Origin of the sequence: Ectorhizobium quercum (assembly GCF_026552795.1) — a bacterium.
In the GTDB taxonomy this organism is placed as follows: Bacteria; Pseudomonadota; Alphaproteobacteria; order Rhizobiales; family Rhizobiaceae; genus Ectorhizobium; species Ectorhizobium quercum.
Genome location: NZ_JANFPI010000013.1, coordinates 1 through 26,743, shown reverse-complemented (window position 1 = coordinate 26,743; position 26,743 = coordinate 1). Strand labels below are relative to the sequence as shown.

Genomic DNA, 26,743 nt, shown 5'->3' with positions numbered 1-26,743 from the left:
AGCCATGCGTTTCCCTGTCATCCCCGCGCTCAAAAACCTCATCCCGATGTTCGCGGAAAGCCTGCTTCATCCCGCTGTCCCGCTCGGCCACCGGACGGCCGGGGCGCGCAGCGAAGGTCAGGGGCGGCCATCGGCCGGCGCTTCGCGCGCACCCTTGACCGCAGCGAGCACGCTGGCAGTCTGGTGTCATGGCGGAGACAGGACGACACGGTGTTGTGCCGTTCTGTTGGTGGCCGGGGCGCTGTCCATCTGCACTGGATCGGGCGTCGCGGTCGCGCAATCTGCGCCGATTGTTCGCCCGGCCGCCGCCGATCCCTATGCCGCGCACATCACCGAGGCGTCGAAGCGCTTCGGCATTCCCGAACACTGGATTCACGCCGTGCTACGCGCCGAGAGCGCGGGCGACGTGTGGGCCATCTCATCAGCCGGCGCGATGGGATTGATGCAGGTGATGCCCGATACCTGGGCGAGCTTGCGTGTCCGCCACCAGCTCGGCCGCGATCCCTACGACCCGCACGACAACATCATGGCGGGCGCGGCTTATCTGCGCGCAATGTGGGACCGTTACGGCAATGTCGCGGCGATGCTGGCGGCCTACAATGCCGGTCCCGGCCGCTATGACGAATATCTTTCGACGGGCCGGACATTGCCCGCCGAAACCCGCGCCTATGTCGCTGCTCTGGTGCCGGTTGTCGGCGGCGCGGCTGCATCGGCATCGCCCGTCGCGGCACCTGCACCGCCACCCGACTGGCGCGAGGCTCCGCTATTCGTCACACACCCGAATGACAGGCGGATTGCTGCTGCGCCGCCGTCCGCAGCGCAATCCGGCGACACCCGCGCGACCATTCCGGCGCGCGATCCTGTCCGCACGGAGTCGCAGGACGGCAGCATTTTCGTTGCCCGCGCCGACAACGGGGGAACGCCATGAGGGCGGCGTTCCCGCGCCCGGTCGCGCGCGTTTCGGTGTCCAGTCAGGTGCGTTGGCGTCTGGTTGGATTCCCGGCAGAAGGGGCGGAAAGGGCGGGATTTTCGGAGGGCAAGATTGAAGAAACCGGCACTCCGTTCGCCCGGTTTCGGAAATTGCTGTTGTCTGCACACTGGTTGGGGGCGGGGCGCGCGGCACCCCGGTTTTTTAGGCCGCGTGCCGCTGGAAGGCGCAAAGCCTTGGCTTTGCTGGGTTTCAAGCGGCACCATCGGCCGGAATCGGGTGTTTTTCCGCTTTTCGCGGCGGGGCATCGGCCATGAGCGCCGACGACGAGGATCGCTTCCGGCCGAAGCCCGGCCGCATCCGCTCCGACGCGCGCGGCGTCGGCGGCACGAAGAGCTTCTTCACCCAGGTCAAGAAAATCGCCCGTCAGCATGGAGGAACCCCGTCGCGCGGAATCTCGGGCAAGGGCAGCGCGCGCCGATCCGCCACTTCCGGCCCCCACGGTGTTCTGGATAGTGGCCGGGGTGTGAGACGGGGCCGCGGCGCGGCCTTCGTGCGCGCCCGCAACCTGTCGGGCGGATGGAGCCACCGCCAGCCCGGCAGCCGCCGCGTCGTTTTCAAACAGCGCGCCGTCCGGGGGGCATGGAAGAACGGTCGCGCCGCCGCCCATCTGCGCTACATCCAGCGCGACGGCACCTCGCGCGACGGAGAGCGCGGCCAGCTCTATTCGGCCACCGAGGACCGCGCCGATGGCGACGTCTTTATCGACCGCGGCAAGGATGATCGCCACCAGTTCCGATTCATCGTCGCGCCGGAGGATGGCGCCGACATGAGCGACCTCAACGGCTTCACCCGCGATCTGATGGGCCGGATCGAAGCCGACCTCGGCACGAAACTCGATTGGGTCGCGGTCAACCACTACAACACCGGCCATCCGCATGTGCATGTCATCGTCCGGGGAAAGGACGATCTGGGCGAGGATCTGGTCATCAACGGCGATTATCTCGTCCACGGCATCCGCGAGCGCGCGAGCGAACTGGCGACGCTCGAACTCGGCCCCGTCACCGAGATCGAGCAGGCCCGCAAACTCTCGGCCGAGATCGACCAGGACCGTTTCACCCGCATCGACCGGGCAATGGGAGAGGAAGCCGATGGCCGCTTCATCGACCTTCGCCATGAGCCGGACGAACCGAAGCGGCAGTTCGACCGCACGCTGCGCCTGCGCCGCCTCGCCAGGCTGGAGCAGATGGGCCTCGCCACCGAGCATGCGCCGGGTGTCTGGGAGTTGAGCGAGCGCATGGAGCCGACCCTGCGCGAGATGGGCGAGCGTGGCGACATCATCCGCAATATGCAGAAGGCGTTGCGCGCCGATGGTCATGACCGTGATCCGATGACCTTCCACATCCACGACGCCGCGCCCGAGACGCCGATCACCGGCCGTGTCGTCGACAAGTATCTGACGAACGAGCTGGGCGAAAACCTCACCGTCGTCATCGACGGGATCGATGGTCGCACCCATCATGTCCCCGGCATCGAACCGTCACGACTGGACGAGGCCCGCATCGGCAGCGTGATCGAGATCGGCCCGCCCGACACGGCAAGCCGCCCGTCCGATCACGCTATCGCCGGCATGGCGGAAGACGGCATCTACCGGCCGAGCCGGCATCTGGAGCAGGCGAGGTTCGAGGGCCGCGTTCCGGGGGGCGACTATGAGGGTTTCGTCGATGCTCATGTCCGGCGACTGGAGGCGCTGCGCCGCGCCGGCATCGCCGAGCGCATCGACGCCGACCAATGGCGTATCCCCGAGGACTTCGAGGCAAGGGCGGCCGACCATGACGCCCGGCGCAACGGGCAGGCTACCATCCGCATCGTTTCGACCTTCGATCTGGAGAACCAGATCGGGGCGGACGGCGCGACCTGGCTCGACCGGCGGCTGGTTGCGCCTGACGCATCCGACCTCGCGTCGGCCGGCTTCGGGCAGCAGGTCCGCGAGGCGATGGACCAGCGCCGCGAACATCATATCGACCAGGGCGACGCCATCCGCCAGCAGAACGGTCGTGTCTTCTACCGGCGGAATCTTCTCGCTACCTTGCGCGAGCGTGAGGTAGCCCGCATCGGCGCGGAGATGGCGGAGAGCAAGGGGCTGCCGTTCCGTGCAGCGGCGGACGGCGAGAGCGTCAGTGGTAAGTTTACCGGAACCGTGCAGCTATCGAGCGGCAAGTTCGCCATCGTCGAGAAGAGCCATGAGTTCACCCTTGTCCCATGGCGGCCGGTCATCGACCGTCAACTCGGCCGTGAGGTTTCCGGCATCATGCAGGGCGGTTCGGTTTCGTGGCAGTTGGGGCGGCAGAGAGGGATGGGACTTTGAAAGCCAGCACCCAGCTATTCCATTCGTTTGCGGAACAGCCATGCTGCGGCCGAGAGCGTAAGAACCGCTATCGCCACAAGCGGAATCGTGTTGGCGACAACTTCCGCCACGGGAATATCCTTGAGGAACACTCCCCTGACGACGACAAGGAAATAGCGCAGCGGGTTGACCAGCGTTATGGGCTGTAGCCATTCCGGCATGTTCTCGATGGGCGTGGCGAAGCCGGACAGCAGCATCGCGGGAACCATGAACAGAAAAGCGCCGAGAATGGCCTGCTGTTGCGTCATCGAAAGCGCTGATATGAACAGGCCGATTCCGACCACGGAGGCGAGGAAAAAGATCGCGCTGCCATAAAGGAGCGAGAGCGATCCTCGAAGCGGAATCCCGAAGATGAACACCGCCGCAAGAACATAGACGGTGATGTGGAACAGCCCGATCAGCATGGGCGGGGTGAGCTTACCGATCAGGATTTCGTGCGTGCGCAAAGGCGACACCATAAGCTGGTCGAACGTGCCCAGCTCCCGCTCGCGGGCAATGGATAGCGCCGTGACGATCAGACCGATCAGCAATGCGATGGCTCCGACAAGATTGGGCACCATGAACCACCGGAATTCGAGATTGGGGTTGAACCAGTTTCGCGGCACGATGCTGATCGCGCCCGGCGCGGCGCGCTGTCCAGCAGGAGTTTCGGCCGCCACCGAATTGACGATCTGGTTGAGATAGCCGCTGACGATCTGCGCGGCGTTGGAGCGGCGGCCGTCGAGGATGATCTGGATGTCGGTCGGGAGTGCAGCTTCGATATCTCGCGAAAAGGTCGGGCTTATCTGGATCGCCGCCAGAACGGTTTGCTCGTCGATGGCCTTGCGCAACTCATCCGGCGACGCCGCGTGCGTGATGCTTCGGAAGGTCGGGGCGCCTTCGATCCGCCGGACGATCTCATGCCCCCAGCGACCAGCGTCGCGATTCAGCACCATGACATCCACATTCCGCACTTCCAGCGTCGCCGCGAAGGAGAAGACGACAAGCTGGATGATGGGAGGAACGATGATGATGATGCGGCTTTTGGGATCACGAAGGACCGCTAGCAGTTCCTTGACGATCAGCGCCCTGAGCCTTGTCCACCACATCTCAGCCGATCCTCTTTCTGGTGCTGCGGGCGGCGATCAGGAAAAACACGCCTCCAATCGCCAGCATCATCGCGATGTTCCGTGCGAATAACGGCCAGATGTCACCGGCGAGGAACACCGATTGCAGGCTGGGGATCAGATAGCGGGCCGGCACGATCCTTGAGACTTGCTGAATGGGAAACGGCATCGAGGCGATCTCGAAGATGAAGCCGGAGAGCAGGAAGGCGGGCAGGAACGCCGAAAGCAGCGCAACCATCGACGCGAGGAACTGGTTCTTGGTGACGGCCGAAATCAGCAGTCCCTGACCGAGTGCCGGGATAAGGAAGGCGGAGCATAGCGTATAAAGCGCCACAACCGACCCTCGGAAGGGCACACCGAAGAGAAACACGGCGATCACGACACAGAGCGTCATCGCCAGTAGCCCCAGAATGAAATAGGGCAGTATCTTTCCGGCCAGCAGTTCCATGGCGGTGATCGGCGTCGCCATGATTGCCTCCATGGTGCCGCGCTCCCATTCGCGCGCCACCACAAGCGAGGTCAGCAATGTGCCCACCAGCGTCATGACGATGGCGATGGAGCCGGGAACGAGGAAGAAGCGGCTGCTGAGTTCGGGGTTGAACCAGAACCGCTGCTGGACCGTGACGGATGCGCTCGATATGGAGAGTTCGCTGTTGCGCATGGCCAGCCAGTTGGTCACCGTGCCTTGCGTATAGTTTTGCACGAAGTTGGCGGTGTTGGGGTCGGAACCGTCGACGATGACCTGCACCGCCGGTCCTCGTCCGGCTGCGAAGTCCCCGGTGAAGGTTGCCGGCAGGACGACGATACCGCCGATGCGACCGAGTGTGAGGTCGTCCTCGAATGCCCGCCTGTCCCGGCCATGAGCCACGTCAAAAGACTTAGATGCGGTGAAGGCGGCGGCGAGATCTTGCGTCAGCGGTGTGGAAGATTCGATCACCAATCCGATACGGGTGCGGCTGGCGTCGAGCGAAACGCCGTAACCGAAGATGAACAGTAGCACCATCGGCAGCACGAAAGCGATGAGAATGCTGCTCGGATCGCGCAGCACCTGAATCGTTTCCTTGCGCACCAGGGCGGCAAAGCGCCGGATACGGGCAGAAGCTTCCTGCGCGCTCATGTTGCCACACCTGCATCCGAACGCTTCACCAGGTCGATAAATGCGTCCTCCATGGTCGGGTCGGGGTTGTCCGGCGTGGCTACGCTGGCCTTCAACTCATCGGGCGTGCCCAGAGCGATGGAGCGTCCCCGATAGATCAGCGAGATGCGGTCGCAATATTCGGCTTCGTCCATGAAGTGCGTGGTGACGAGGACGGTCACGCCCTTTTCGACCAGCGCATTGATATGGGTCCAGAACTCCCGGCGGGTGATTGGATCGACGCCGGAGGTCGGCTCGTCGAGGAACAGGGCTTCGGGTTCGTGCAGCATCGCGCAGGCCAGCGCGAGACGTTGTTTCAGCCCCAGCGGCAAATCCTTGGCCGACATGCCCATGATCGGCGCGAAGTCGAAAATCTCCGTCATCAGCGCGATGCGCTCACGCCTACGCTGGCCGGAAAGGCCGTAAACCCCTGCGAAAAAGGCGAGGTTCTGCCCCACGTTGAGATCGCCGTAGAGCGAGAATTTCTGTGCCATGTAGCCGAGCCGGTTGCGTGCCTGCGCACCATCGCGCCGCAGATCGAAACCGGCGACGCGACCTTCGCCTTCGGTGGGTTTCAAAAGGCCGCAGAGCATCTTGAATGTGGTGGACTTTCCCGCGCCGTTTGGGCCGAGCAGCCCGAAAATCTGGCCGCGCGGTATCGCGAAGGTGATATCGTCCGACGCGGTAAAGTCGCCAAAACGCTTGGTCAGACCGTGCGCCTCGATGACCGGCAGACTGTCCTTCGCCTGAAAGCTGCGCGAAGCCTCGGCGAGTTTGGAGCGTCCGCCCGGCCCACCGCCGAGCAAGTCCACAAAAGCGTCCTCGAAACGCGGCGATGTCGGCGAGATGCGGGCCTGTGCCCCCGCATCCGCAGGAATCGCGGATTCAGCCTCAATATCGCGCCGGACCACGAGCCGGATCGCGTCGCCCTGAATAACGCCGTCGATCACGCCGTCGCGGTCGAGCGCCTTCGCCAATACCTGCCGGCGACGACCCGCGGTGTCGGTAAGCTTCAGGACACGGCCCTGGACACGCCCGGTCAACTCGTCGGGTCGTCCATCGAACAGGAGCTTGCCCTGATTGAGCAGCAGAACCGTATCGCAAGCCTCGGCCTCGTCAAGATAGGCGGTCGCCCAGACGACACCGATCCCCTCACGGGTCAGGTTCTCGACCATGGCCCAGAGGTCGCGCCTTGAAATCGGATCGACGCCGACGCCAGGTTCGTCGAGCAGCAACAGACGCGGCTTCTTCAGCAGCGCGCAGGCCAACCCGAGCTTCTGCTTCATTCCGCCGGAGAGTTTTCCGGCCAGCCGCGATGTGAACCGTTTGAGATCGGTGAAGGTCAGCAATTCGTCGAAAACGGCAGGGCGCTCGGCAGGTGGCAGCCCGCGCAGATCAGCATAAAGATCGAGATTCTCGGAAATGGTGAGGTCTTCGTAGAGGCCAAAGCGTTGCGGCATATAGCCGATAGCCGCCTGAATCTTCGCCGCGTCCTTCTGCGTGTCGAAGCCGAGCACCGAAACCTTGCCCCCGTCAGGCTGCATCAAGCCCGTCATCAGGCGCATCAGGGTTGTCTTGCCCGCGCCATCCGGCCCGACGAGGCCGGTGATCCGCCCGCCGCCGATAACGCCTGAGACACGATCAAGAGCCGTAGGCCCATTGCGCCCGAAGCTCTTCGTCACATCCGCCAACTCGACAAGGATGGGTGAAGAGTCGGGCGAAGTCATGTGACTGGCCCTGAACGAGAGACTCTGACAGTCACTGGCATGCCTTGCCTCAGACCTTCGTCGGCTTCGGAAACAATGACGCGCAACCGATAGACGAGATCGGTTCTCAGTTCCGGCGTTTCCACCGCTTTCGGCGTGAACTCTGCAACCGGCGAGATGAAACCGATCACGCCCCGGTATGGCCGATCCGGCGCGGTATCGGTCACGACTTCCACCGCCATGCCGGGATGGATGCGGCCAAGATCGGGTTCGCCGATATAGGCGCGCACCCATACGGGTTGCACGAGCGACAGCACATAGACCGTATCGCCTTGCGACAGGATCGCGCCGGATTCCTGCGCACGCGATAGAACAACGCCATCGGACGGCGCGCGCAGTTCGGCGTCGGCGAGCGACGTGCGGGCAGCGGACAGGTTCGCTTCCGCCGTATGGAGGTTCGCCCGGGCCGCAGCGATATCTTCCGCGCGTTCGCCCTCTTCCAGAAGCCGCAGCGCCTCGCGCGCCGACGCGGCACGCGCGGCGGCCATATCATGACTGGCCTGCGCCTCATCAAGGCTGGAGCGGGAGACCGCACCGCTCGGTGCAAGTGCGGCGACTCTTGCCAGCGTCTGTTCGGCGTTTCTCAGATCGGCCAGACGTTCTGCATGGGTGGCGCGGGCCTGCGCGATCTCCGCCATGCGCGGACCTGCCTCCATCTTCTCCAGCATCGCGCGCATGGCTTCCACCTGCGCCTCGGAGGCACGCAGGCTGTCTTCGAGCGGCTGCATGTCGAGGCGAGCCAGCACGTCGCCTGCAACGATGCTGTCGCCTTCCTCGACCAAGGCTTCGGAGAGGCGCCCGCCAACCCTGAATCCGAGCCGCACCTGTCGAATATCGACATTGCCGTAAAGAGTCAGGTGTTCAGAGGTGGAAGAAGCCGTCCAGCCCAGCCGCGCAGGCACGTCGAGAACATATGCCGCCGTTCCTGCCCCCGCGATGGCGACAACGGCCAGAGCGCGCAAGACCTTCTTGCTCATGACCGATCTCTCCGGCCGAAGGACTGGACGAGATCGGTTACGTGAGCACGCATGACATCGGTTTCCCGGTCGCCGATGGTCTCCCAGTCGAGCAAGCGAAGCGCGGCCGCCCGCGCCATTCGGAACACGAGAACGCCGCCAACCAGAGACAGGGCGCGCAGCCGCACATGCTCGTTTGTCGGGTCTTCCGCGAGGATAATCGCCGCCAGCCGACAGACGATGCCGAGCATCGGCCCCATAAGGGCGTCGTAGACCCGTCCGAAAGCTTCCGTTGGCGCCATCTGCTCCCTGACGATGAAGCGCGCCCAGGCCTCGGACTGATCGCTGATCATCAATCCGGCAAAGGTCTGAAGTCCGAGATCGAGCATCTGCCGCGCCTCATCCTCCCCGACCGCGCGACCGCTTTCATCCGCTTGCGTCAGACGGTCGAGCAGCGCCTTGCGAGGACTGGCAAGTTTCGCGGAAATGACCGCGCCGATGTGCTCGGCTGCCGCGATGTAGAGTCCTTCCTTACCGCCGAAGTAGTAGGGAATGGCCTGCTGGTTCACCCCCGCCGCCTCACTCAGCATTCTGGTCGTCGTGCCGTGAAAGCCGTTCAGGCCGAACACGTCGATCGCGGCATGCAGCAGTTTCTCTCTCGTAGCATCGCCCCGGTCGGCCTTCGGTTGTCTCATTGTCGGCTCCTTTTGCACGATTTCTTATCTCATTCGATTGATTAAGTCAATCAGATGAATTAATTTCCCCGTGCCGAATCTGAAGATCGTTCGGGAAAGAGTGTCAATGCGGCGACGATTACGAAAGATGTCCGACCCAGAGGAGCCATCGCTGCTGTTGCGCGGTCGCATTCCGCTGGCGTCGCTCATCCAGACACTCGCTGTCGCCGAATATCTGAACTTTCGCCATGCGGCGAACGCCCTCGGCATGAACCAGTCCACCGTCAGCATACGCATCAAGACGCTGGAACAGGATTTGGGCGTCCTGCTGTTCGAACGTCTGCCGCGGGGTGTGCGCCTGACCCCGGCTGGCCGGCACTTCGTCGAGCAGATCACGGCGGGCATCGGCCAGCTCGACCATGCAGTAAAGACCGCCGGCATGCTGGCGAGGGGAGACCACGGGCAATTGCGCATCGGTGTGCATGCCCTGATCCCCGATGGCTTCCTGGCTGCTTTGTTGAATCGCTATCATTTGCTGCATCCCGGTATCGACGTCGAGATCGCCGAGGGGACGGCGCGCGATATGGTGAAGAAGGTCCGTGCCGAGGAACTGGATCTGACCTTCGTGGCCGGAACGCCCGATGTTCCCGACTGCCATTCCCGGCCAGTCTGGTCCGAGGCATTGCTGGCGGCCGTGCCGGAGCAACACACTCTGGTCGGACGAGAGAGCGTGACATGGGCCGATCTGGTGGCCGAACATTTTGTGGTCCGCCTCGGCGGCACCGGCCCACAGGTTTACGACCACATTATTCTTCGCCTTGCGGGCAGATGGAACCAGCCAGCCATCCAGCGTTTCGATGTCGGTCGCGGCACGCTGATGTCGATGGTCGCGCAAGACTATGGCGTGACCATCGCCAGCGAGGCGACATCCCAGATCCCGGCACCGGGCGTGGTGTTCCTGCCTATCCTGGACGAGCCGGAGCCAATCACTTTTTCCGCCGTCTGGTTGCCGCAGAACCGAAGCCCGGCGCTCACGAATTTGTTGAACCTCGCTAAAGAGGCAGGGCGTGCCGCACGCGCCGTCTGATTCTCTCGAACAGGTCAGAGAAGCAGGCAGTAACCCGGACCGGCATGGAGCCGAACCATCCTATTTCTTCGCCATGGTATCCGGTAGCCCTCCTGTATCCGCTTTTCTGTTGCCTCTCGTGAAAACGCCTATTCTCTGATCGGCTCCGTCTCTCTTGTCGATTGGAGCCACTATGCGCGGAGGTCGAATACTCTGGGGTCAGATCACCGTTGTCTTCACCATCGTTCTGGTGATGACCTGGGTGGCGACGCAATGGACAGCCTGGCGGCTCGGCTTTCAGCCGCAGCTTGGAAACCCATGGTTCGAACTGGCAGGCTGGCCAGTCTATTATCCCCCGGTCTTCTTCTGGTGGTGGTTCTCGTTCGATGCCTACGCGCCTGCGATCTTCGTCGAGGGCGGCATCATCGCGGTATCGGGCGGCTTCCTCGCCATCGCCGCCGCGATCCTCATGTCGATCATCCGCGCGCGGGAAGCGCGCAACGTCGCCACCTACGGTTCTGCGCGATGGGCCGAGGATCGGGAAATCCGCGCTGCTGACCTGCTCGGTCCCGATGGCGTCGTGCTCGGCCGATACGATCGGGACTATCTGCGCCATGACGGACCAGAGCACGTTCTATGCTTCGCCCCCACGCGGTCGGGCAAGGGCGTCGGCCTTGTGGTGCCGACGCTGCTGACCTGGCCGGGAAGCTGCATCGTCCACGACATCAAGGGCGAGAACTGGACCCTGACCGCCGGCTTCCGGGCGAAGCATGGCCGCGTCCTGCTGTTCGATCCGACCAATGTGAAGTCGTCGGCCTACAATCCGCTACTGGAGGTGCGGCAGGGTGAATGGGAAGTCCGCGACGTGCAGAATATCGCGGATATTCTGGTGGACCCGGAAGGCAGCCTCGACAAGCGAAACCATTGGGAGAAGACCAGCCACAGCCTGCTTGTCGGCGCGATCCTGCATGTCCTCTACGCGGAGAAGGACAAGACGCTGGCGGGCGTCGCCAGTTTCCTGTCCGATCCCCGCCGGCCGGTGGAAGCCACCTTGCGGGCGATGATGGACACGCCGCATCTCGGCGAGGCGGGCGTTCATCCCGTCATCGCATCGTCGGCCCGCGAGCTGTTGAACAAGTCCGAGAACGAACGGTCGGGCGTCCTTTCCACCGCCATGTCGTTTCTCGGCCTCTACCGCGATCCGGTCGTGGCGCGCGTCACCGCACGATGCGACTGGCGCATTGCCGATCTGGTCGGCAGCCGCCAGCCGGTCACGCTTTATCTGGTTGTGCCGCCGTCCGACATAAATCGCACCAAGCCGCTTATCCGCCTGATCCTTAACCAGATCGGCAGGCGGTTGACCGAGGAATTGAACACGTCCGGCAAGCGCCATCGGCTGCTGCTCATGCTGGACGAGTTCCCCGCGCTCGGCCGGCTCGATTTCTTTGAATCGGCGCTCGCCTTCATGGCGGGCTACGGCCTCAAAGGCTTTCTGATCGCCCAGAGCCTCAACCAGATCGAACGCGCCTATGGGCCGAACAATTCGATTCTCGACAACTGCCATGTGAGGGTCAGCTTCGCCACCAACGATGAGCGCACGGCCAAGCGCGTGTCGGATTCCCTCGGCACAGCGACCGAGATGCGCGATTCCACCAACTATGCCGGCCATCGGCTCGCACCATGGCTTGGGCACCTCATGGTGTCGCGGCAGGAGACCGCGCGGCCGCTGCTGACACCCGGCGAGATCATGCAGCTTCCGCCCTCCGACGAGATCGTCATGGTGGCGGGAACGCCGCCGATCCGGGCGAAGAAGGCGCGCTATTTCGAGGATGCGCGATTGCAGGAGCGCATCCTGCCGCCGCCCGATATGTTGGCCGATCCCGTCGCCGCGAACGTATCGTCCGACGACTGGTCGAGCCGCGTTATCGCGGTGGTGAACAGGTCCGCCACGAGCACCGCCAGCATGGTCGAGGGCGATCCCGACAATGCCGGCATCCGCCGTGAGCCGGAATTGCCCGAGCACGAGGAAATCGTCCCGCCGCCGCCAACGCCTGCCCAAGAGTTCGACATTCTGGACGACGAGCCGGACGTGGATGCCGCCAAGGCGCGAGCCATGCGGCAGCGCCTGCGCATCGTCGCCCGGCAGGCGTCGATGGACCCAGCCGACGGCATCGAACTGTAAGGAGCCACCAGCTATGCAGAGCAAGACCCGCATGAACGTCTATTTCGACCCGGCGCTGTTGAAACAGGTCGAGGCGCTGTCGCTGCGCCGCAACGTCTCCAAATCCGCCGTGATCGAGGCCGCCGTCGCATCCTTCCTGTCGGCCGACGCCTCCGAGCGGCTGGAGGCGGTATTCGCACGCCGCATGGACAAGCTCGGCCGTCAGATCGACGGACTCGATGAGGAACTGGCGATCCTGGGCGAGACCGTTTCTCTGTTCGTCCGCTTCTGGCTGACGATCACCCCGCCACTGTCCGAGACCGCACACGCCTCGGCACGGGCGAAGGGCGCGGAGCGGTTCGACGGTTTCCTGCAAACGCTGGGGCGCAGGCTGGCGACAGGCGACAGGTTCCTCAAAGAGCTGTCGCGCGATGTCGATTCGCTGCGAAGCGACAGCCTGAATTCAGACTCCGGCAGGGCCAATGGCGATCCCGCCTGAATATTCAATCCCGCCGATTACCGCCGTTTCTTCGCTATAGCCGCACGGCCTTCGATAGTTGTTGCCGAGGCCCAAATTCCGGCTCTTTTAATCATCCCCGATCCAGGGCCGCATGTCGAGCGGCCCCTGAACGCAAGGGGACGACATGGCGGAGACTCATCAGAAATCATTGGCGACTGCACGCGGCGCGCGCATGCTGCGCACCGCGCTCGGCCCATCCATTGCCCGGTTTCTGGAAGACCCCGCCGTGGTCGAGGTGATGCTGAATCCCGATGGCCGCCTCTGGGTGGATCGGCTTTCGGAAGGGCTGGCCGATACTGGCGAGACGCTGAGCGCCGCCGATGGCGAACGCATCGTGCGCCTGGTCGCGCATCATGTCGGAACAGAAGTTCATGCCCGCAGCCCGCGCGTCTCGGCCGAGCTGCCGGAAACCGGGGAGCGGTTCGAGGGATTGTTGCCGCCCATCGTGGCGTCGCCCACCTTCGCCATCCGCAAGCCCGCCGTCGCGGTGTTCACGCTCAATGATTACGTGGCCGCTGGCATCATGTCGGAGGGTCAGGCCGCGACGTTGCGCGAAGCCGTCGCGTCCCGCGCCAATATCCTCGTGGCCGGAGGCACTTCGACCGGCAAAACGACGCTCACCAACGCGCTCTTGGCCGAGGTGGCGAAGACGCAGGATCGCGTCGTCATCATCGAAGACACGCGCGAACTGCAATGCCGCGCCGAAAACCTCGTGTCTATGCGGACGAAGGACGGCGTGGCGACGCTCTCCGATCTCGTGCGCTCCTCGCTGCGCCTGCGTCCCGACCGTATCCCCATCGGCGAGGTGCGCGGTCCCGAAGCTCTCGACCTGCTCAAAGCTTGGGGCACCGGCCATCCCGGCGGCATCGGCACCATCCATGCCGGTTCCGGCGTCGGTGCGCTGCGCCGCCTCGAACAACTCATCCAGGAGGCCGTCATCACGGTCCCGCGCGCGCTGATCGCCGAGACCATCGACCTTGTTGCCGTTCTCGCCGGGCGCGGATCGCAGCGCCGGCTCTCCGAACTCGCCTGTGTCGAGGGTCTTGGCCCCGGCGGCGACTACCGCATCACCCCCGCATCTTCATCCCCCAACCCAACAGGAGAATCCTCATGAACCACCACACCATACGCTTCCGCCGTTCGCTTGGGACGGCCGCCGCCTTCATCTATGTCAGCCTGGTCCTCACACCAGCCGCCCATGCCTCCGGCTCGTCCATGCCGTGGGAAGCGCCGCTCCAGAGCATCCTTCAGTCCATCGAGGGGCCGGTAGCGAAGATCGTCGCCGTCATCGTGATTATCGCCACCGGCCTGGCGCTGGCTTTCGGCGACACGTCGGGCGGCTTCCGCCGCCTGATCCAGATCGTGTTCGGCCTTAGCATCGCCTTCGCGGCGTCAAGCTTCTTCCTGTCGTTCTTCTCGTTCGGCGGCGGGGCGCTCATCTGATGGCGACCGGCTTTGAGGCACTCGACGCGGTGCCGGGATTTTCGGTCCCGGTCCATAGGGCGCTGACCGAGCATATCCTGCTCGGCGGCGCTCCCCGCGCCATCGCCATCATGAACGGGACGCTGGCCGGGGCTGTGGGTCTCGGCCTGCGCCTCTGGCTGGTCGGCCTCGCCATCTGGGCCATCGGCCATTTCGCGGCCGTCTGGGCGGCGAAGCGCGATCCGCTCTTTGTGGAAGTCGGGCGCAGGCACCTGCGCATCCCCGGCCATCTGTCGGTCTGAGGGAGGCGCAGCCATGATGAACCTTGCAGAATATCGCCGCACCGCCGCCCGTCTCGCAGATTTCCTGCCCTGGGCCGGGCTGGCCGGCTCCGGTGTCGTGCTGAACAAGGACGGGAGTTTCCAGAGGACGGCGAAGTTTCGCGGTCCCGATCTGGATTCCGCCGTCGCCGCCGAACTGGTCGCCGTCGCCGGCCGCATCAACAATGCCGTGCGCCGCCTGGGATCGGGCTGGAGCATCTTCGTCGAGGCACAACGCAGCGAGGCGGCGACCTATCCCGACAGCACATTTCCCGACGCTGCATCTGCGTTGCTGGACGCCGAACGGAAAGCTGCCTTCGAGGAAGCTGGCACGCATTTCGTGTCGGGTTACTTCCTGACCTTCCTATGGCTGCCGCCGGCCGAGGACGCCGCCCGCGCGGAATCCTGGCTCTATGAGGGCCGCGAGCAATCCGGCGTCGATCCATGGGAAGCCCTGCGCGGCTTCGCGGATCGCACCGACCGCGTGCTGGCGCTGCTCGACGGTTTCATGCCGGAATGCCGCTGGCTCGATGACACCGGCACGCTGACCTATCTGCATTCCACCATCTCGACCAATCGCCATCGCGTGCGCGTGCCGGAGGTGCCGATGCACCTCGACGCGCTGCTCGCTGACCAGCCGCTGACCGGCGGGCTTGAGCCGCGTCTGGGCGACCAGCATCTGCGCGTCCTGACCATCACCGGCTTTCCCACTGCGACGACGCCCGGCCTGCTCGACGAGATGAACCGCCTGCCGTTCTCCTACAGGTGGAGCACGCGCGCGATCCTGATGGACAAGACCGATGCGACGCGGCTGCTGACCCGCATCCGCCGGCAGTGGTTCGCCAAGCGCAAGAGCATCGCCGCGATTCTGAAAGAGGTGATGACCAACGAGGCGTCCGCGCTTGTGGACACCGACGCGGCGAACAAGGCGCTCGACGCCGACATGGCCTTGCAGGAACTCGGCGCGGACATGGCGGGCATGGCCTACGTCACGGCGACCGTCACCGTATGGGATGCCGACCCGCGCGTGGCGCAAGAGAAGCTGCGCCTGGTCGAGAAGATCGTTCAGGGCCGCGACTTCACCGTCATGGCCGAAACCGTCAACGCGGTTGACGCATGGCTCGGCAGCCTGCCCGGACACGCCTACGCCAATGTCCGGCAGCCGCCCATCAGCACGTTGAATCTCGCCCACATGATCCCGCTTTCGGCGGTGTGGGCGGGGCCGGAACGGGACGAGCATTTCGGCGACGCTCCATTGCTTTACGCCAGGACCGAAGGCTCAACCCCGTTCCGGCTAAGTCTCCATGTCGGCGACGTAGGCCACACCCTCGTCGTCGGCCCCACGGGCGCGGGAAAATCCGTGCTGCTGGCGCTCATGGCGCTCCAGTTCCGCCGCTATGAGGCTAGCCAAGTCTTCGCCTTCGACTTTGGTGGCAGCATCCGCGCTGCGTCGCTCGCCATGGGCGGCGACTGGCACGACCTTGGCGGCGGCCTGACGGATGGCTCGGACGCTTCCGTCTCGCTCCAGCCGCTCGCCCGCATCCACGACACTTATGAACGCGCCTGGGCCGGTGACTGGATCGCCGCCATCCTCATGCGCGAGGGGCTGGCGATCACCCCCGAGGTGAAGGAGCATCTTTGGACGGCACTGACTTCGCTGGCGTCCGCGCCGGTCGAGGAACGCACCATCACCGGCCTTGCGGTCCTGCTGCAATCCAACGATCTCAAACAGGCGCTCCGGCCGTTCTGCGTCGGCGGTGCCTATGGCCGGCTGCTCGACGCCGAAGCCGAACATCTCGGCTCGGCTGACGTGCAGGCGTTCGAGATCGAGGGCCTTGTCGGGACCGGCGCGGCTCCCGCCGTGCTCGCCTATCTGTTCCATCGCATCGGCGACCGGCTCGACGGGCGGCCGACGCTGCTCATCATAGATGAAGGCTGGCTTGCGCTGGACGACGAGGGTTTCGCCGGCCAGCTCCGCGAATGGCTGAAAACGCTGCGCAAGAAGAACGCCAGCGTCATCTTCGCCACGCAAAGCCTGTCCGACATCGACGGCAGCAACATCGCGCCCGCCATCATCGAAAGCTGCCCCACGCGGCTCCTGCTCCCGAACGAGCGGGCCATAGAGCCGCAGATCACAGCCATCTATCGCCGCTTCGGGCTGAACGACCGCCAGATTGAGATTTTGGCGAGGGCCACGCCCAAGCGGGACTACTACTGCCAGTCGCGGCGCGGCAATCGCCTGTTCGATCTGGGCCTGTCCGAAGTCGGCCTCGCGCTCTGTGCCGCATCCGCCAAATCCGACCAGATGCTCATCGCGCAGATCGTCGCCGAACACGGCCGCGACGGCTTCCTCGCCGCCTGGCTGCGCGAGCGCGGCGTCGATTGGGCGGCCGACCTGATCCCCGACCTCATCAATCTCATCCCCCAGTCTGAGAAGGAGTCCCAGCCATGACCATTCGTCGTTCCCGCGCCCGCCGCTTCGCCGTCGCCCTGATCTCTGCGCCGATTGCCACCTTGCCGATGTTTCTGGCTCCGCCCGCCTCGGCTGCATGGATCGTGTATGATCCAAGCAACTACGCGCAGAACCTGCTCACGGCGGCCCGCACGCTGGAGCAGATCAACAACCAGATCACTTCGCTTCAGAACGAAGCGCAGATGCTGATCAACCAGGCCCGCAATCTCGCAAGCCTGCCATATTCCGCGCTCCAGCAGCTTCAGCAGAATGTGAGCCGCACGCAACAGCTTCTCGCGCAGGCGCAAAGCATTGCCTTCGATGTCGGACAGATCGACCAGGCATTCCAGCAGAAATACGGCAATATCTCGCTGTCCGCCACTGACACGCAACTCGTCACCGACGCGCGGTCCCGCTGGCAGAATACGGTCGGCGGTTTGCAGGACGCGATGCGTGTGCAGGCCGGTGTCGTCGGCAATATCGACGCCAACCGCACGCAAATGTCGGAACTTGTCGGACAGAGCCAGAACGCGACCGGCGCGCTGCAAGCCACGCAGGCCGGCAATCAGCTTCTCGCCCTGCAATCGCAGCAGCTTTCCGACCTGATCGCGCTGATGTCGGCCAATGGCCGTTCGGAGGCTCTGATCGAAGCCGAACGCGCCACCGCCGCCGAGCAGGGCCGCATCCAGCGCGAGAGATTTCTGACGCCGGGCAGCGGGTACCAGCCGGGCAATGCGCAGATGTTCCACAACTGAGGGCGCGGCGATGGACGGCAAGATGCTGGCCCGGCTGGGCGCGCTCGTTTTCGTCGCCGTTGCGATGACCGCGGCGGCGATCGAGATGACCCGCAAGGAAGATGTGGCGGTGTCCAAGCCGGTGCGTCTTCAGCCCCCGCGCGATCCGCTGCGCGAAGGGCAGCGCCGGTGCCAGCAGCTTGGGCAGGACGCGGCGGGCGACGCCGGATGCCTGTCGGTCTGGGCCGAGAACCGCGATCGGTTTCTCGGCCGGACGCCGGTGCCCGCCGCCCCGCATCAGAACGGGGGACAGTGAACCATGGGCGGCACCGGCGTCATCGACAACTTCCTCGGCGTCTTCACGTCCTACATCGACAGCGGGTTCGGCCTGCTCGGCGGCGAGGTCGCGTTCATTGCGACCTCGCTCATCGTCATCGACGTGACGCTGGCCGCACTGTTCTGGTCCTGGGGCGCCGATGACGACATCATCGCCCGGCTGGTCAAGAAGACCCTGTTCGTCGGCGTTTTCGCCTACATCATCGGCAACTGGAACAACCTGGCGAAGATCGTCTTCGAGAGCTTCGCCGGTCTCGGCCTCAAGGGATCGGGGACAAGCTTCACGACTGCCGATCTTCTCCGACCGGGCAAGGTGGCGCAGACCGGCCTCGACGCCGCCCGGCCGCTGCTCGATTCCATCTCCAACCTGATGGGCTGGATCGCGGTTTTCGAGAATCTGGTGCAGATACTCTGCCTGTTCTTCGCTTGGGCGCTGGTGATCCTCGCCTTCTTCATCCTCGCCATCCAGCTCTTTGTCACCTTGATCGAGTTCAAGCTGACCACCTTGGCGGGGTTCGTCCTGATCCCCTTCGGCCTGTTCGGCAAGACCGCCTTCATGGCCGAGCGCGTGCTTGGCAATGTCGTCTCTTCCGGTATCAAGGTGCTCGTGCTGGCCGTCATCATCGGCATCGGCTCGACGCTGTTCAGCCAATTCACCGCAGGCTTCGGCGGCGCGACGCCGACCATCGACGACGCTATGGCGATCGTTCTGGCCGCTCTGTCTCTTCTCGGCCTCGGCATCTTCGGTCCCGGCATCGCTTCCGGTCTCGTTTCGGGCGGCCCGCAGCTCGGCGCAGGTGCCGCCGTTGGCACCGGCCTTGCCGTTGGAGGTGCCGCCCTTGCCGCAGGCGGTGCGGCCGGTCTTGCCGTCAAGGGAGGCGCTGCCGCCATGTCCGGTGGAGCCGCGGCAGTCCGCGGTGGCGCGGCCACAGCAGGCGCGGCATCCGCCGCCTACAGCATGGGTTCACTCGGCCAGCCGGGCGCGGCCGGTGTCGCCTCCGGCCTTGGCGGTGTCGCCCGCGCCGCAGGCTCCGCCGCCGTCTCGCCCCTGAAGCGCGCCGCTTCCAAAGCGTCGGAAAGCGTCAAATCCAGCTTCTCCGATGGCGCACGCGCAGCCTTCGGCGTGACGGGCGGCTCATCTACCGCAGGCACGGTCGGAGGCAGCAGCGCCGCCCCCGCAGCCGCAGCACCATCGTCACCGACTGCCGGTCCCCCGACCTGGGCGCAGCGGATGCAGCGATCCCAGGCCGTCAACCACGGCGCCACCATGGCCGCCCACGCCGTGCGCTCCGGCGACGGCCACGGCGGCGGCTCTTCCGTCAACCTTTCCGAAAGTGACCGCTCATGAGCATCTTCAAACGTCCATCGACCCATTACGGCAAGACGCCCGAACCCGAGACGCCCTATCAGAAGGCCGCACAGGTCTGGGACGAGCGCATCGGCTCGGCCCGCGTTCAGGCGAAGAACTGGCGATACATGGCCTTCGGCTCGTTGATCCTGTCGGCCGGTTTTGCCGCCGCCCTTGTCTGGCAGTCCGCGCGCGGGACCGTGGTGCCCTGGGTCGTGCAGGTCGATAATCTTGGTCAGGCGCAGACCGTCGCAGCCGCCACGGCCGATTATCGGCCGACCGATCCGCAGATCGCATGGCATCTCGGCCGCTTCATCGAGCAGGTCCGCGCGATTCCGGCTGACGCCATCATCGTCCGGCAGAACTGGCTCCGCGCCTATGAATGGACCACGGATCGCGGCGCGGCCGCCCTGAACGACCATGCGCGCAGCAACGACCCGTTCACGAAGGTCGGACGGCAACAGGTCGCCGTCGAGGTCTCCAGCGTCATCCGGGCATCGAACGATTCCTTCCGCGTCGCCTGGACGGAACGGCACTATGAGAACGGCCAGCTTTCCACGACCGAACGCTGGACCGCGATCCTGACCATCGTGATCCAGCCCCCGCGCGACGCCGAACGGCTGCGCGCCAATCCGCTCGGCATCTACGTCAATGCAATCTCATGGTCGCGGGAGATGAGCCAATGACCGAACTTCTCCCCGAGCAGGATTCCGGCTGCGAAACTACGTTTCTCCGTAAACCCGCCTTTGCGGTCTTGCTGCTGTCCGCCACCATGCTGGCCGGCTGCGCCACCAACAAGGTGCCGCAGTTCAGCTACGACGCCGACGTGCCGTCGCTGCCTGTCGTGCAGGCCGCCGTCACCGATGACCGCCCCCGGCCATTGCACACGCCGCCCGCCTGGACGGTCGCGCGCGGCGGAACCGCTGCCGGAACCCCGGCGGGCCGTGTCGAGAACGCCAATGCTGCCGCCCGCGTCGAGCCGCGCCGCGAGGGCTACTATAACGCTATCCAGATATATCCATGGTCGGAAGGCGCGCTCTATCAGGTCTATGCCGCACCTGGACAGATCACCACGATCGCGCTGGAGCCGGGCGAAAGTCTGACCGGCGCGGGGCCGATCGCGGCAGGCGACACCGCCCGCTGGATCATCGGCGATACCGAAAGCGGCAGCGGAACGTCACGCCGCGTCCATATCCTCGTGAAACCAACCCGGCCGGACATCATGACCAACCTCGTCGTGACCACCGACCGGCGCACCTACATGATCGAGCTGCGCGCCCGCGAAGCCCTCTATATGCCGTCCGTCGCATGGGCCTATCCGGCACAGCCGGCAGGCCAGCGCCAGACCGTTCCCGCTGCGCCGATCATTCCGGCCGAGGCGGCCCGCAACTATCGCTACGGCCTGACCGGAGACAGTCCGCCGTGGCGGCCCATCTCCGTCTTCGACGACGGCCGCCGCGTCTATGTCGTCTTTCCGCGCGGCATCGTGCAGGGCGAGATGCCGCCGATCTTCGTCATCGGTTCCGATGGCGAGACCCAGATCGTCAATTCCCGTATCCACCAGAACATCCTGATCGTGGATCGCCTGTTCGGCGCGGCCGAATTGCGCCTTGGCAGCGGTGATCGCCAGCAGACGGTCAGGATCGTCCGCATCGAGCAACGGCAGGCTGCACAGCCGGCAAAGGCGACCGGAGAATCCCCGTCATGACCGAAGACACGACCCCTGTAGAAGCCGCAGCGGACACCACCGCACCCATGCGGCTGCGTGCCGAACCGCCGCGCGTCACCCGTCTGTCCCGCAAGATGCTGGCCGGCGTCGGAGCGGTCGCGCTGTTGGGGATCGGCGGGGCGCTGATCTATGCGCTCCAGACCCGTGACATGAGCGGCAGCGGCGAAGAGCTTTACTCGACCGAGAACCGCCCCACGGCCGATGGACTGTCCGGCCTGCCGCGCGACTATACCGGACCCGTCCTGGGGCCGGCCTTGCCGGGCGATCTCGGCGGCCCGATTCTCGATGCGCAGAACCGGGGCCAGCCCGTCACGCCGCCCGCAATGGCGACACCCACCCGCGATCCCGCCGAGGAACGTCGTCTTGCCGAAGAGGAAGCCGCGCGCGTCAGCCGCGTCTTTTTCCAGACTGCACCGGGAGCGGGAACAGCAGTCCCGAGCCTCGCCGGCCTTGGCCTCAACGGCCAGCCCGGCGCGACCGGCACACAGGACAGGCATACGGCCTTCCTCAATGGTCCGGTGGACCGGCAGACGGTTGCCCTCGACCGCATCATGGCTCCCGCGTCGCCCTACATCCTTCAGGCCGGGGCCGTGATCGCGGCGGCAATGATTACCGGCATCCGTTCGGACCTTCCCGGCCAGATCACCGCGCAGGTGACGGAGAATGTCTATGACAGCCCCACCGGCAGCCTGCTCCTGATCCCGCAGGGTACCCGCATCATCGGCCAATATGATGCCGGCGTGACCTTCGGCCAACGCCGCGTGCTGCTTGTCTGGAACCGGCTGATCCTGCCGAACGGCCGCTCCATCGTGCTGGAGCGCCAGCCCGGCGCGGATGCCAGCGGCTATGCCGGTCTTGAGGATGGCGTTGATTATCACTGGTGGGATCTGATGAAGGCCGCTGGCCTGTCCACGCTGCTCGGCATCGGCACCGAACTGGCGACCGACGACGAGGACCGGCTGATCCGCGCCATCCGCGACGGGGCGCAGGACACCATCAATCAGGCCGGGCAACAGATCGTCCAGCGCCAGTTGCAGGTCGCTCCGACGCTGACCATCCGGCCGGGCTTCCCGGTCAGGGTCATCGTCACCCGCGATTTAGTGCTCGAACCCTACAGGAACTGACCATGGCGAAGCTGAAACTCGGCCCTCTGGCTGACGACAAGCCGGTGAAGGTGACGGTGGAACTGCCCGCGCAGCTCCACCGCGATTTGACCACTTACGCCGAGGTGCTGGCCCGCGGGAGCGGTCAGCCCGCCGCCGATCCCGTCAGGCTGATCGTGCCGATGCTGGAGCGGTTCATCGCCACGGATCGCGGTTTCGCAAAGGCGCGGCGGCAAAGCAACTAAGGTCGGTCTTCTGACCTCAGATGCGAAAGATGATAATGGTAGCAAGGATGATCGCGATCTGGACGCCATCGATGCAGTGCTCTTAGTGCGTTTCAATGCGGCACCAGTCCTTCGGATATCGACGACGTTCTCGACGAGGTAGCTTTTCTGCTAAGGTAGATTGTGGTATCCGAGTAGTGTGTTGGTTGTGTCGCGCTATAATATTTGGCAGCAACAGTGAGGTAATTTTTTCGATTTACTGTACGGTTGAAATGTCAAAATGTCTCGAACATTGAGGGTTATTCGTGAGTTTGCGCTTCTCTAATGAAGGTCCGGCATTTCCAGAGAAACTTGTCAATGCATTACTGACTGGTGACGTCGTATTTCTTTGTGGGGCTGGCGTTAGTGCGCCTCAGCTCCCCGGCTTCGGCGGATTGGTGCGGCAGTGTTTCGAGCGTCTCCGCTTGGAGATGAATGCATCTGAAAGCCAATCGTTCGATGCCTATCGTTACGAAGAGGTCTTGGGGTCGCTCAGCCGCAGGATTGTCAATCCAACGGAATTTACCCAGACAATCACAGAATTGCTGCGCCCACCGGCAGAACCCGATCTTGGTAACCACCGTACGATTTTGAGATTGTCACGAGACAGAGAGAACCGGCCTGCAATAATCACCACCAATTTTGACACCTTGCTTGAGCAAGCGTTGCTCGAGTTCGATGATACAAAGCAAGTCCAGGCACTAAGCTTCGCGGGGCAAGATCTACCATCTCCGGGCAGCGCAGGTTTCGGTGGAATCATCCATCTTCATGGGCGCATCGCCGACGAGGCAATCGAACTCAAGGAAACACCACTGGTCGTCACAAGCGCTGACTATGGTGATGCCTATATGCGTTCAGGCTGGGCATCCAGATTCCTGTTCGACCTGTGCCGATGCAAAACCATCGTCTTGATTGGTTACAGCGCCGGCGACGCCCCTGTGCGCTATTTCCTAAATGTGCTCGATGCGGATCGTCAGCGTTTCCCCGATCTCCGTCATGTTTATGCCCTCGCTGATGTCGCCGCGCGCGGGGAAGCGGACACCCGCTGGGAAACTCTTGCGGTCACACCAATCTTCTACGAATACATGGCCGACCCCGAAACGGGAGAGAAAGATCACGGAGCACTCTGGCGCGATCTCGAAAGGCTCGCCGACGTCGTTGAACGCCCGCGTGCGACACGTCACGCTTGGGCGCAGGAGATTTTAGCCAAGCCGTACTCTGATGCCGATACCGCCGAAATCGATCGCGTTGCATGGTTATTCAATGGCCGCCGCGATCTCTGGGCTGTTGCTATTGCGACGATCGAGGATGCGGCGTGGCTCGACTTCTTCGCCGATCGCAAGCTTTGGAACGAGGCGGATGGGGCATGGGTTGTCGCAGCGTGGGTGGCGCGTAGCTTTGAGTCGGTAGAAAGGTATGGATGGGCGATAGGATGGATGAGAAAGCTTGGCAAGCCCTTTGCTGCTGAGATTTCCCGGCGACTTCGACAAGCGAAGGGGCTTTCAGAATTCTGGCTTCGCGCATGGCGTATACTATCGATTAGTCAAGCGGAGCACAAACCAGATTGGGACGAACGGTCCTACGCCGTTCAGCAGACACTGAGAAGTTCCGTGGTGCTCAACACCGACCTAGAGAAAGCAGTCGGCCTTCTGAAGCCAGTGCTCGAACTTACGCCTAATCGCGGCAATCTCTATGGCGAGCCTGCACCTGCAATCCCTACCCAACTCAGTCACCTGACTTGGCCGCGATTAGATGTGAAAGATCGCGGTGGCGCGCGTGAACTGCTTGATGCCGTTATCGCGGTGCCGCAGGCGTGCGCTATCATGAGTATCGCTACGGCCCAACTCCAATCGGTCGTCGGCCTCTCCCTCGATATTGATGCCATTCGTGGTGACTATGATAGTAATGACTTTAGTGTGCCCTCTGTCGAGCCGCATGAGCAGAACAAACATCATGATGGGCCGATCTTCCTCGTTGAGCTACTCGCACGTCTACTGCGTGCCTCGGCCGAAGCGGATCGATCCGCGACGCGCGGACTGACTGAAATTTGGCGAGCTATGCCCGGGATGCTCGGTACTCGACTCTGGCTACATGCCCTTCGCAGTCCGATCCTCTTCACCGCGGACGAGGCGATTTCTGAGTTGGCGGAATTGTCGCTTAGTCATTTTTGGCATGTGCGTCGCGAGCTCGCGCTTGTATTGCGGGACCGAGCAGCGGACGCGGATAGTGAGCTGCTATCGGTAGTCGAGCATCGTATCTTAACCGAAGGTGAGGTCTACTACGCGCGATATGAGATCGAGGAAGGGCAAGTCGATTGGCGGGCTCATGCGCGCGATACCGCTGTTTGGCTGCGGCTCAACATGATAGGTACTGCTGGTAGGCTATCTGACGCAGGTATTGCTGAGTTGGCCGCAATCAAGGCGCGCCGTGACTATCTTGATCGGGACGTCGCGGATCGCGACTACTTCGGCTCCTACTCGACTGGAGTGCGATGGGTGGCTGGCGACGCCCAGCCAATCAAAGATGCCTCACAGCAAGATCGTCTTGAGGTGGCGCGCGAAGCCATTCGCAGCCCAGATATCGAGAAACGGGAGGGCTGGAACGCCTATTGCCGTAGCGATCCTAATGGTGCATTCGATACGCTTAGCCAAGCTCCGCTTGATGAGGCGAATGCACCACTTTGGCACGACTTGATTGGATCAATAGCCTTTCCAAAAGACCAGCATGATCCGACCTGGGACCAGCTTGTAACCAGTATTTTCGCAACGCTTGAACCCGCAACCGAAGCATTTCTGAACCTTATTATTGGGCCGTTGGCAGATCTCTATTGCAGTGCGCCGCGTCGCACGGCTCCAGGGATCTCGGCGTGGTGGCCACGCTTACTTAGCACTACGATAGCGCAGAATGACGTGCCGTTTGAGCCGAGCAGGGAGCTTCTTTTTGAAGCCTTTAACTCTCCAGTCGGTCGCCTTACCCAGGCAGCACTGGCCGACATCGAAGAATCTCAAAAAGCAGGTGAACCAGTCAAGCAGGAAGTTCTCGATGCCATCTCTCAATTGGCTTCGACCGCTGGGCGGCAGGGTTTACTGGCGTCTGCAGTATTGGTCGAAGCTGTGGGTTTCGTTTTGGCAATCGAAGGGCAACAGGTATCTGGCATCATAGATGCTGCGCTGACCGGAGACACAGCCGAAGCGATGGCGCTAAGGTCCGTGCTCGTAACTTATGCCGACTTAACAGTGTCCGCCTCACGAGCATTTAGCGTCCATGTCCTTCGGGGCGTTACCGAAATTGATGACAAGCCGGACAGTGCTACAGCGGCGGCCGCGAAAATAATCGCCCCTGCGCTGTCCATTGTGCGCGGAGAGGCTGATGAAGTCCATTGGGGTGTTACGCTTGATGAAGTCGCTCGCGTATTGAGAGTTGGCCCGCCAGCTTTGCGGAAGGGGGCCGCTGATATCCTCAAGCAATGGATCACCCAAATTGAGGGAGGCCCAGCGGCTGCTTGGCGGACTGGCATTGGCCCCTTGTTAGCCAAGGTCTGGCCGCGCGAGCGAGCGCTTCGCCAGATGGAGTTAACTCGTCATTTTGCGGACTTGGCAATCAAAGCTGAAGAGGCATTTCCCGAAGCACTTGAGTGGGTTCTACCCTATCTCAGCGTGATTGAGGGGCATTGGGGCGTATATGTGATAGAGGAGTCTGAGGCACCCGAGAAATTTCCTCGCGAGACGCTGACGCTGTTATGGAGGCTGTTCGGCATCGACAGTACGGGTGATCTTTATGGGATACCCAAGATTCTCGATCGGCTTATCGCAGCAATGCCTGCAATCGAATTTGACCGACGTTTGCAGTGGCTAGACCAACGTGCAATCCGCTACGATTGAGCAAAAGCCCGTAACTGCCTACTGCTTTTTGCAGATTGCTGTTTTTAAACAGCGACTTCCAGCGAATGTCGGTATCGGAGGTTGCGCGCCCCCGCAACCAATTCCGGCATAAAGCACTGATTGTACAAGTCTAGCAATAGCATACACCGAAAACGTCCGGACACACCAAGCCCCGCATCGTGAAGATCGCGGGGCTTTTGTCGTTCAGGGATCACGACGCAACAGGGGAGGGAAAGAACTGCCACCTGCATCATCGTCGCCGTTCCGCCCTTCAACCGCGTCGAGCACTCTCAGGACGTTCAAGGGAATTGAACCGCTCCGGGTTTGCCGGAGGCTGATTTTCGTTAGTTACGCTGCCCTAGATTCATTTTCCAGAGCTGCGTAGAAGTTCACCTCAGCTTCGGCTGGCGGGATGTTCCCGATCGGCTCGAGCAGT

General features: G+C 63.3%; 22 protein-coding genes. 17 read left to right on the top strand and 5 right to left on the bottom strand.

The genetic code is table 11. From position 1 onward, the window contains the following. Positions 1-4: 4 nt before the first annotated feature. The gene (locus tag NOF55_RS22785; RefSeq protein WP_306413453.1) at positions 5-928 is read left to right on the top strand and encodes a lytic transglycosylase domain-containing protein; all 924 of its coding nucleotides are present in this window, start codon (positions 5-7) and stop codon (positions 926-928) included. A gap of 313 nt (positions 929-1,241) precedes the next feature. After that, entirely contained in the window at positions 1,242-3,296 is a 2,055-nt protein-coding gene (locus NOF55_RS22780; RefSeq protein ID WP_306413437.1) for a relaxase/mobilization nuclease domain-containing protein, read from the top strand. A 14-nt stretch (positions 3,297-3,310) separates the two neighbouring features. On the opposite strand, the gene NOF55_RS22775 is transcribed toward NOF55_RS22780, so the two are convergent. The 5 genes from NOF55_RS22775 to NOF55_RS22755 are packed head-to-tail and all read right to left on the bottom strand — an operon-like array spanning position 3,311 to position 8,993. Then, positions 3,311-4,423, bottom strand: a complete 1,113-nt coding sequence (locus tag NOF55_RS22775) for an ABC transporter permease (RefSeq protein WP_306413436.1) — start codon at positions 4,421-4,423, stop codon at positions 3,311-3,313. A gap of 1 nt (position 4,424) precedes the next feature. Continuing rightward, positions 4,425-5,558 carry an ABC transporter permease gene (locus NOF55_RS22770; RefSeq protein ID WP_306413435.1) on the bottom strand — a complete coding sequence of 378 codons (1,134 nt, stop codon included), beginning with the start codon at positions 5,556-5,558 and terminating at the stop codon, positions 4,425-4,427. Then, positions 5,555-7,303: an ATP-binding cassette domain-containing protein gene (locus NOF55_RS22765; protein ID WP_306413434.1), complete on the bottom strand. Its 1,749-nt coding sequence runs from the start codon at positions 7,301-7,303 to the stop codon at positions 5,555-5,557. Before NOF55_RS22765 ends, NOF55_RS22770 begins: the two co-directional genes overlap by 4 nt. Further along, entirely contained in the window at positions 7,300-8,319 is a 1,020-nt protein-coding gene (gene hlyD / locus NOF55_RS22760; protein ID WP_306413433.1) for a secretion protein HlyD, read from the bottom strand. The genes NOF55_RS22765 and hlyD overlap by 4 nt, the downstream gene beginning before the upstream one ends. Then, positions 8,316-8,993, bottom strand: coding sequence for a CerR family C-terminal domain-containing protein (locus NOF55_RS22755; protein WP_306413432.1), 678 nt, complete (start codon positions 8,991-8,993; stop codon positions 8,316-8,318). Before NOF55_RS22755 ends, hlyD begins: the two co-directional genes overlap by 4 nt. A 127-nt stretch (positions 8,994-9,120) precedes the next feature. Here NOF55_RS22755 and NOF55_RS22750 point away from each other — a divergent pair, with 127 nt between their 5' ends. From NOF55_RS22750 to NOF55_RS22680, 15 genes are all read left to right on the top strand, one after another. Further along, positions 9,121-10,059 carry a LysR family transcriptional regulator gene (locus tag NOF55_RS22750; protein ID WP_306413431.1) on the top strand — a complete coding sequence of 313 codons (939 nt, stop codon included), beginning with the start codon at positions 9,121-9,123 and terminating at the stop codon, positions 10,057-10,059. A 172-nt stretch (positions 10,060-10,231) separates the two neighbouring features. Continuing rightward, positions 10,232-12,220, top strand: a complete 1,989-nt coding sequence (locus NOF55_RS22745) for a conjugal transfer protein TraG (RefSeq protein ID WP_306413430.1) — start codon at positions 10,232-10,234, stop codon at positions 12,218-12,220. A gap of 13 nt (positions 12,221-12,233) precedes the next feature. After that, positions 12,234-12,698 carry a ribbon-helix-helix domain-containing protein gene (locus tag NOF55_RS22740; RefSeq protein ID WP_306413429.1) on the top strand — a complete coding sequence of 155 codons (465 nt, stop codon included), beginning with the start codon at positions 12,234-12,236 and terminating at the stop codon, positions 12,696-12,698. A 145-nt stretch (positions 12,699-12,843) separates the two neighbouring features. Continuing rightward, positions 12,844-13,833, top strand: coding sequence for a P-type conjugative transfer ATPase TrbB (trbB, locus tag NOF55_RS22735; RefSeq protein ID WP_306413428.1), 990 nt, complete (start codon positions 12,844-12,846; stop codon positions 13,831-13,833). Continuing rightward, on the top strand, positions 13,830-14,162 hold the full coding sequence (locus tag NOF55_RS22730) for a TrbC/VirB2 family type IV secretion system protein (protein ID WP_306413427.1): 333 nt from the start codon (positions 13,830-13,832) through the stop codon (positions 14,160-14,162). The genes trbB and NOF55_RS22730 overlap by 4 nt, the downstream gene beginning before the upstream one ends. Then, positions 14,162-14,443, top strand: coding sequence for a VirB3 family type IV secretion system protein (locus NOF55_RS22725; RefSeq protein ID WP_306413426.1), 282 nt, complete (start codon positions 14,162-14,164; stop codon positions 14,441-14,443). The genes NOF55_RS22730 and NOF55_RS22725 overlap by 1 nt, the downstream gene beginning before the upstream one ends. A gap of 13 nt (positions 14,444-14,456) precedes the next feature. Beyond that, positions 14,457-16,913: a conjugal transfer protein TrbE gene (trbE, locus tag NOF55_RS22720; protein ID WP_306413425.1), complete on the top strand. Its 2,457-nt coding sequence runs from the start codon at positions 14,457-14,459 to the stop codon at positions 16,911-16,913. Continuing rightward, a complete protein-coding gene (trbJ, locus tag NOF55_RS22715) occupies positions 16,910-17,668 on the top strand; it encodes a P-type conjugative transfer protein TrbJ (RefSeq protein WP_306413424.1) in 759 nt (252 codons plus the stop codon). Before trbE ends, trbJ begins: the two co-directional genes overlap by 4 nt. A 10-nt stretch (positions 17,669-17,678) precedes the next feature. Continuing rightward, positions 17,679-17,963: a putative entry exclusion protein TrbK-alt gene (gene trbK-alt / locus NOF55_RS22710; protein WP_306413423.1), complete on the top strand. Its 285-nt coding sequence runs from the start codon at positions 17,679-17,681 to the stop codon at positions 17,961-17,963. 3 nt (positions 17,964-17,966) lie between these two features. After that, positions 17,967-19,331: a P-type conjugative transfer protein TrbL gene (gene trbL, locus NOF55_RS22705; RefSeq protein WP_306413422.1), complete on the top strand. Its 1,365-nt coding sequence runs from the start codon at positions 17,967-17,969 to the stop codon at positions 19,329-19,331. Beyond that, complete coding sequence (gene trbF, locus NOF55_RS22700; RefSeq protein ID WP_306413421.1) at positions 19,328-20,017, top strand: conjugal transfer protein TrbF; 690 nt, start codon at positions 19,328-19,330, stop codon at positions 20,015-20,017. Before trbL ends, trbF begins: the two co-directional genes overlap by 4 nt. After that, positions 20,014-21,039, top strand: coding sequence for a P-type conjugative transfer protein TrbG (gene trbG, locus NOF55_RS22695; protein WP_306413420.1), 1,026 nt, complete (start codon positions 20,014-20,016; stop codon positions 21,037-21,039). Before trbF ends, trbG begins: the two co-directional genes overlap by 4 nt. Continuing rightward, a complete protein-coding gene (locus NOF55_RS22690) occupies positions 21,036-22,184 on the top strand; it encodes a TraB/TrbI/VirB10 family type IV secretion system protein (protein WP_306413419.1) in 1,149 nt (382 codons plus the stop codon). Before trbG ends, NOF55_RS22690 begins: the two co-directional genes overlap by 4 nt. A gap of 2 nt (positions 22,185-22,186) precedes the next feature. Beyond that, positions 22,187-22,408, top strand: a complete 222-nt coding sequence (locus tag NOF55_RS22685; RefSeq protein ID WP_306413418.1) for a DUF2274 domain-containing protein — start codon at positions 22,187-22,189, stop codon at positions 22,406-22,408. A 284-nt stretch (positions 22,409-22,692) separates the two neighbouring features. Further along, a complete protein-coding gene (locus NOF55_RS22680) occupies positions 22,693-26,307 on the top strand; it encodes an SIR2 family protein (RefSeq protein ID WP_306413417.1) in 3,615 nt (1,204 codons plus the stop codon). Positions 26,308-26,743 lie beyond the last annotated feature (436 nt).

Coding starts and splice junctions, on each gene's coding strand:
- NOF55_RS22785 (WP_306413453.1), top strand. CDS start 5: ATGCGTTTCCCTGTCATCCCCGCGCTCAAAAACCTCATCCCGATGTTC.
- NOF55_RS22780 (WP_306413437.1), top strand. CDS start 1,242: ATGAGCGCCGACGACGAGGATCGCTTCCGGCCGAAGCCCGGCCGCATC.
- NOF55_RS22775 (WP_306413436.1), bottom strand. CDS start 4,423: ATGTGGTGGACAAGGCTCAGGGCGCTGATCGTCAAGGAACTGCTAGCG.
- NOF55_RS22770 (WP_306413435.1), bottom strand. CDS start 5,558: ATGAGCGCGCAGGAAGCTTCTGCCCGTATCCGGCGCTTTGCCGCCCTG.
- NOF55_RS22765 (WP_306413434.1), bottom strand. CDS start 7,303: ATGACTTCGCCCGACTCTTCACCCATCCTTGTCGAGTTGGCGGATGTG.
- hlyD (WP_306413433.1), bottom strand. CDS start 8,319: ATGAGCAAGAAGGTCTTGCGCGCTCTGGCCGTTGTCGCCATCGCGGGG.
- NOF55_RS22755 (WP_306413432.1), bottom strand. CDS start 8,993: ATGAGACAACCGAAGGCCGACCGGGGCGATGCTACGAGAGAGAAACTG.
- NOF55_RS22750 (WP_306413431.1), top strand. CDS start 9,121: ATGTCCGACCCAGAGGAGCCATCGCTGCTGTTGCGCGGTCGCATTCCG.
- NOF55_RS22745 (WP_306413430.1), top strand. CDS start 10,232: ATGCGCGGAGGTCGAATACTCTGGGGTCAGATCACCGTTGTCTTCACC.
- NOF55_RS22740 (WP_306413429.1), top strand. CDS start 12,234: ATGCAGAGCAAGACCCGCATGAACGTCTATTTCGACCCGGCGCTGTTG.
- trbB (WP_306413428.1), top strand. CDS start 12,844: ATGGCGGAGACTCATCAGAAATCATTGGCGACTGCACGCGGCGCGCGC.
- NOF55_RS22730 (WP_306413427.1), top strand. CDS start 13,830: ATGAACCACCACACCATACGCTTCCGCCGTTCGCTTGGGACGGCCGCC.
- NOF55_RS22725 (WP_306413426.1), top strand. CDS start 14,162: ATGGCGACCGGCTTTGAGGCACTCGACGCGGTGCCGGGATTTTCGGTC.
- trbE (WP_306413425.1), top strand. CDS start 14,457: ATGATGAACCTTGCAGAATATCGCCGCACCGCCGCCCGTCTCGCAGAT.
- trbJ (WP_306413424.1), top strand. CDS start 16,910: ATGACCATTCGTCGTTCCCGCGCCCGCCGCTTCGCCGTCGCCCTGATC.
- trbK-alt (WP_306413423.1), top strand. CDS start 17,679: ATGGACGGCAAGATGCTGGCCCGGCTGGGCGCGCTCGTTTTCGTCGCC.
- trbL (WP_306413422.1), top strand. CDS start 17,967: ATGGGCGGCACCGGCGTCATCGACAACTTCCTCGGCGTCTTCACGTCC.
- trbF (WP_306413421.1), top strand. CDS start 19,328: ATGAGCATCTTCAAACGTCCATCGACCCATTACGGCAAGACGCCCGAA.
- trbG (WP_306413420.1), top strand. CDS start 20,014: ATGACCGAACTTCTCCCCGAGCAGGATTCCGGCTGCGAAACTACGTTT.
- NOF55_RS22690 (WP_306413419.1), top strand. CDS start 21,036: ATGACCGAAGACACGACCCCTGTAGAAGCCGCAGCGGACACCACCGCA.
- NOF55_RS22685 (WP_306413418.1), top strand. CDS start 22,187: ATGGCGAAGCTGAAACTCGGCCCTCTGGCTGACGACAAGCCGGTGAAG.